General features: G+C 41.6%; 5 protein-coding genes and 1 rRNA gene. 4 read left to right on the forward strand and 2 right to left on the reverse strand.

Going from position 1 to position 4,523, the window contains the following annotated elements; all coding sequences use genetic code 11:
* Positions 1-162 precede the first annotated feature (162 nt).
* On the reverse strand, positions 163-1,452 hold the full coding sequence (locus Q3W56_RS20445; RefSeq protein WP_302896692.1) for a glutamate-1-semialdehyde 2,1-aminomutase: 1,290 nt from the start codon (positions 1,450-1,452) through the stop codon (positions 163-165).
* A gap of 153 nt (positions 1,453-1,605) precedes the next feature.
* Between Q3W56_RS20445 and bcp the strand changes: the two genes are divergently transcribed.
* Both bcp and perR read left to right on the forward strand, forming a co-directional pair.
* A complete protein-coding gene (bcp, locus tag Q3W56_RS20450; protein ID WP_042975168.1) occupies positions 1,606-2,079 on the forward strand; it encodes a thioredoxin-dependent thiol peroxidase in 474 nt (157 codons plus the stop codon).
* A 132-nt stretch (positions 2,080-2,211) separates the two neighbouring features.
* Complete coding sequence (gene perR / locus Q3W56_RS20455; RefSeq protein ID WP_003223285.1) at positions 2,212-2,649, forward strand: peroxide-responsive transcriptional repressor PerR; 438 nt, start codon at positions 2,212-2,214, stop codon at positions 2,647-2,649.
* Positions 2,650-2,683: 34 nt separating this feature from the next.
* Here perR and Q3W56_RS20460 read toward each other — a convergent pair whose 3' ends face one another.
* Complete coding sequence (locus Q3W56_RS20460) at positions 2,684-3,037, reverse strand: YgzB family protein (protein ID WP_003223287.1); 354 nt, start codon at positions 3,035-3,037, stop codon at positions 2,684-2,686.
* A 208-nt stretch (positions 3,038-3,245) separates the two neighbouring features.
* Here Q3W56_RS20460 and Q3W56_RS20465 point away from each other — a divergent pair, with 208 nt between their 5' ends.
* Positions 3,246-4,130, forward strand: a complete 885-nt coding sequence (locus Q3W56_RS20465; protein ID WP_302896693.1) for a nucleotidyltransferase-like protein — start codon at positions 3,246-3,248, stop codon at positions 4,128-4,130.
* Positions 4,131-4,423: 293 nt separating this feature from the next.
* Positions 4,424-4,523: ribosomal RNA gene (locus Q3W56_RS20470) — 16S ribosomal RNA — on the forward strand; the annotation flags it as partial.

Genomic DNA, 4,523 nt, shown 5'->3' on the forward strand with positions numbered 1-4,523 from the left:
GAGAAGAATTTCTTGTGTGGAACATAAGAAAGACACCGTCCTTTTGAAGTCTTTCTTTTATTTTATTACAGGAGAATGGATATTTTAAGGGAAAATAAAAGCTGTCGAGATTTTCTCGACAGCCTGACAGGAGCTCAATGCTCCTGTCCAAGTTGTCTGATTCTAGTTTTTAAGGTGTTTAAAAGCATCCTCGACCGCTGCAAGCGTGTCTCTAATATCCTGCTCTGTATGTGCTGTTGTAATAAACCAGGCTTCATATTTAGAAGGTGCTAAATTAATTCCGCGTTCCAGCATCAGCTTGAAAAACGTAGCGAATGTTTCTCCGTCACTGCGTTCAGCCTGCTCGTAATTTTCGACTTTCTCATCAGAGAAATAAACCGTAAGTGCGCCTTTTAACCGGTTGACAGTAATTGTGATGCCATGTGTCTCTGCATGCTGTAAAATGCCTTCCTCCAGCATAGCGCCAAGGCGATCAAGCTTTTGATACACGCCTTCCTCTTTGAGCACTTCCAGACAAGCGATGCCTGATAGGATGGAAGCGGGGTTACCTGCCATTGTTCCAGCCTGATAAGCTGGCCCAAGCGGAGCTACCTGCTCCATAATTTCTTTTTTACCGCCATAGGCGCCAATTGGCAGTCCGCCGCCGATAATTTTCCCGAGTGCTGTTAAATCCGGTTTTACCTGTAATAGATCCTGCGCGCCGCCATACATAAAGCGGAATGCCGTAATGACTTCATCGTAAATAACGAGAGCGCCAGCATCGTGTGTCAGTTCATTTACTTTTTCCAAGAAGCCCTCTTTCGGCTCAACAATTCCGAAGTTGCCGACAATCGGCTCGACGAGAACCGCCGCGATTTCACTGCCCCATTTATCAAGAGCCGCTTTATAGCTTTCGATATCATTAAATGGAACTGTGATCACTTCGTTTGCAATGCTTTTTGGTACACCGGCTGAGTCTGGTGTGCCAAGAGTAGATGGACCGGAACCGGCGGCGACAAGCACAAGATCCGAATGTCCGTGGTAACAGCCTGCAAATTTAATGATTTTTGTCCGGCCTGTATATGCGCGAGCCACGCGGATGGTTGTCATAACAGCTTCAGTTCCCGAATTGACGAATCTTACTTTGTCCAAAGCAGGAATGGCTTCTTTGAGCATCTTTGCAAATGTAACCTCATGTTTTGTCGGTGTTCCATACAATACACCGTTCTCTGCTGCTTTTTTAATCGCTTCTGTAATATGCGGATGGGCATGTCCGGTAATGATTGGACCGTACGCCGCTAAATAATCGATGTATTTGTTGCCGTCCACATCCCAAAAATAAGCGCCGTTTGCTTTTTCCATTGCGACGGGAGATCCGCCGCCGACTGCTTTATATGATCTAGACGGACTGTTTACACCGCCGACAATGTGCTTTAATGCCTCATTGTGAAGTTCAATTGATTTAGTATGCAAGAATAAAAACCTCCTATATCTCCATGCGTCCTTTCTATTGTAGCATGCTTCCGAACAAGAACAATGGATTCGGGCTTAAGATGCAAGGGCCGACAGTTGTAATCTGGACAAGAATTGGATACGCTTATTAAAAAAACATCCGGAGGTAACGTAATGACTATAGAAATCGGACAAAAAGCACCTGATCTAGAGTTAAAAGGCGATCATGGGGAAACAGTAACATTATCGGATTATAAAGGAAAGTATATCGTGCTTTACTTTTATCCAAAAGACATGACACCGGGGTGCACAACTGAAGCATGTGATTTTCGGGACAGCCACGAAAGTTTCGCTGAACTGGATGCCGTTATTATTGGCGTCAGCCCGGACAGCCAGGAAAAGCACGGGAAATTTAAAGAGAAGCATAACCTTCCATTTCTGCTTCTTGTTGATGACGAACATAAGCTAGCGGAAGCGTTTGATGTATGGAAGCTGAAGAAAAACTTCGGGAAAGAATATATGGGAATTGAGCGTTCCACTTTTTTAATTGATAAAGAAGGACGGCTCATTAAAGAATGGAGAAAGGTAAAAGTGAAAGATCATGTAGCGGAAGCGCTTCAAACCCTCAAAGATATGTCGGAAAAGTAAATGCGTCTATCAGCCTCAAATGATATGCTTACTTTTACCCTGATATCAATTGACAAATTATCGTAGAAAGAGTTACACTAATTATAAACATTACAATGTAAGAATTTTTTTTAGAAGAGAGGTGCATGACGGATGGCTGCACATGAACTAAAAGAAGCCTTAGAAACGTTGAAGGAAACCGGAGTTCGCATTACTCCTCAACGTCATGCGATTTTGGAATATCTCGTTAACTCTATGGCTCATCCAACAGCGGACGATATATATAAAGCTCTGGAAGGGAAATTTCCTAACATGAGCGTAGCGACGGTATATAACAATTTGCGTGTGTTCCGAGAATCCGGTTTGGTAAAAGAGCTCACATACGGTGATGCTTCCAGCAGATTCGATTTTGTCACATCCGATCACTATCACGCGATTTGTGAAAACTGCGGTAAAATTGTGGACTTCCATTATCCGGGCCTTGATGAAGTGGAGCAGCTCGCTGCCCATGTCACGGGCTTTAAAGTAAGCCACCACCGTTTAGAAATTTACGGTGTCTGCCAAGAGTGTTCGAAAAAAGAAAACCATTAAAAATAAGCTGACCGCACGAAACGGTCAGCTTATTTTATTTGGACATTTTCTTTTTATTATAAGACTCATCAAATTCTTTTCCTTCTAAACCTTTATCTAAAGTCAGCGGCTCTCTGCAATGCATGCACATGTCCACTCTTCCCAAAACCTTTGTCTCTTTTGCACAGGCCGGACATATGACACGAACTGCTTTGGTCGAAAGCATTCCGATCCAAAAGTAAACAACTGTGCTGAGACCGATGGATAAAAGCCCAAGTATCATAAACAAACTGGATAGCAAAACTGACTCTTTGAAAAAGATACCGATGTACATAATGATAAACCCAACGAAAACCAAACTTAACGCAAATGTTCTAATTTTATTAATTTTGCTGGAGTATTTCGCCATGTCCATCCCCCTCTAATTTAACTATAGCACAAACCCAATGGGATTTTCTTCATGTTTTCGGTTGAACTGGAATTTATATGTGGAGACTTACTGTGAAATTGTTTATAATAGTTCAATGTGTTTAGAAAAAGAGGGATTTCGTTTTGACCATAGAATTGAATCAAATAGAGAATAAAAAATTTTGAACAATTGCATTGGAGGAATAGTGATGGATAATCTTCTCCGTCCAATTTACCAAGAAAGAGCAAGTCATCCCAATACATTGGCTGTCATTATGATTGAGAGAAGAAACAAAACCTCTTCCTTAACAGATAACTTTGATGCTGCTTTGCTGGTGATTGTAAAGGAGGCTGACGAGCCTGTTTTTATAAAGCATTATGAATTTGATCAAAAAACAGCTTCTTTGCATGTCGTAACAGATTCTCAGATTCAAGAATGGATTTTGCTCGGGACAAATAGAAGAATCATAGATTGGATTGTAAATGGCAGAGTCTTGTTTGACCGTAACGAATACATTGTCGAGCTGATTGACAGGCTGAATACATTTCCGTTTGCTGAACGCAAACTGAAGATTGGGCTTGAATATGGCAAATTAATAAGAAGATATGTTGAAGGCAAGGCTTTTTTCGAAGCCAATCAATTTTTAGATGCTTACAACGCGATTGTTCATGCGCTGCATCATTTAGCGCGTATTGAAGTAATTGACAGGGGATTTCATCCGGAAACCACGGTATGGAGCCAAGTGCGTCAGATGGAGCCCCAAGTGTACAAATTATATTCCGAGTTGATTGAAAGCCACGAGAGCTTGGAAAAAAGACTCGAATTATTATTCTTAGCAAATGATTTTCTCATCCATTCCAAAGCTGAGATCGGTTCGGCTCATCTTTTTGAAGTAATGAAAGAAAAAGGGATATGGCAATTTGGTGAGCTTCTTCAGCATCCTGACTTAAAGCACTTTACCCAAGACCTTGGAGTTATGCTTGATTACCTGACGGACAAGGGACTTATCAACGTCTGCCAGATAGAAACAAAAGGACAGGCTATTTATCATCGGGGATATTCTTTAAAAAAAGATATTGACTCTGATTCTTGACCGTGTTATATTATTAAACGTCGCTGATGCGCTTCTGAAAAACAAGCTCACAGCGGCGGAGAAATAAATTCAAAAAACATTTGACAAAAGAAAGTCAAAATGTTATATTAATAAAGTCGCTTCGGCAAGAAGTGAAAAATGATCTTTGAAAACTAAACAAGACAAAACGTACCTGTTAATTCATTATTATAAAATCGCACAGCGATGTGCGTAGTCAGTCAAACTAAGGCCTGCACGACGTAGGTCACACAGGTGTCACCACATTCTGCGGTGAACTTAACCTGTGATCCATTTTATCGGAGAGTTTGATCCTGGCTCAGGACGAACGCTGGCGGCGTGCCTAATACATGCAAGTCGAGCGGACAGATGGGAGCTTGCTCCCTGATGTTAGCG

Source organism: Bacillus sp. C28GYM-DRY-1 (genome assembly GCF_030519405.1).
In the GTDB taxonomy this organism is placed as follows: domain Bacteria; phylum Bacillota; class Bacilli; order Bacillales; family Bacillaceae; genus Bacillus; species Bacillus spizizenii_A.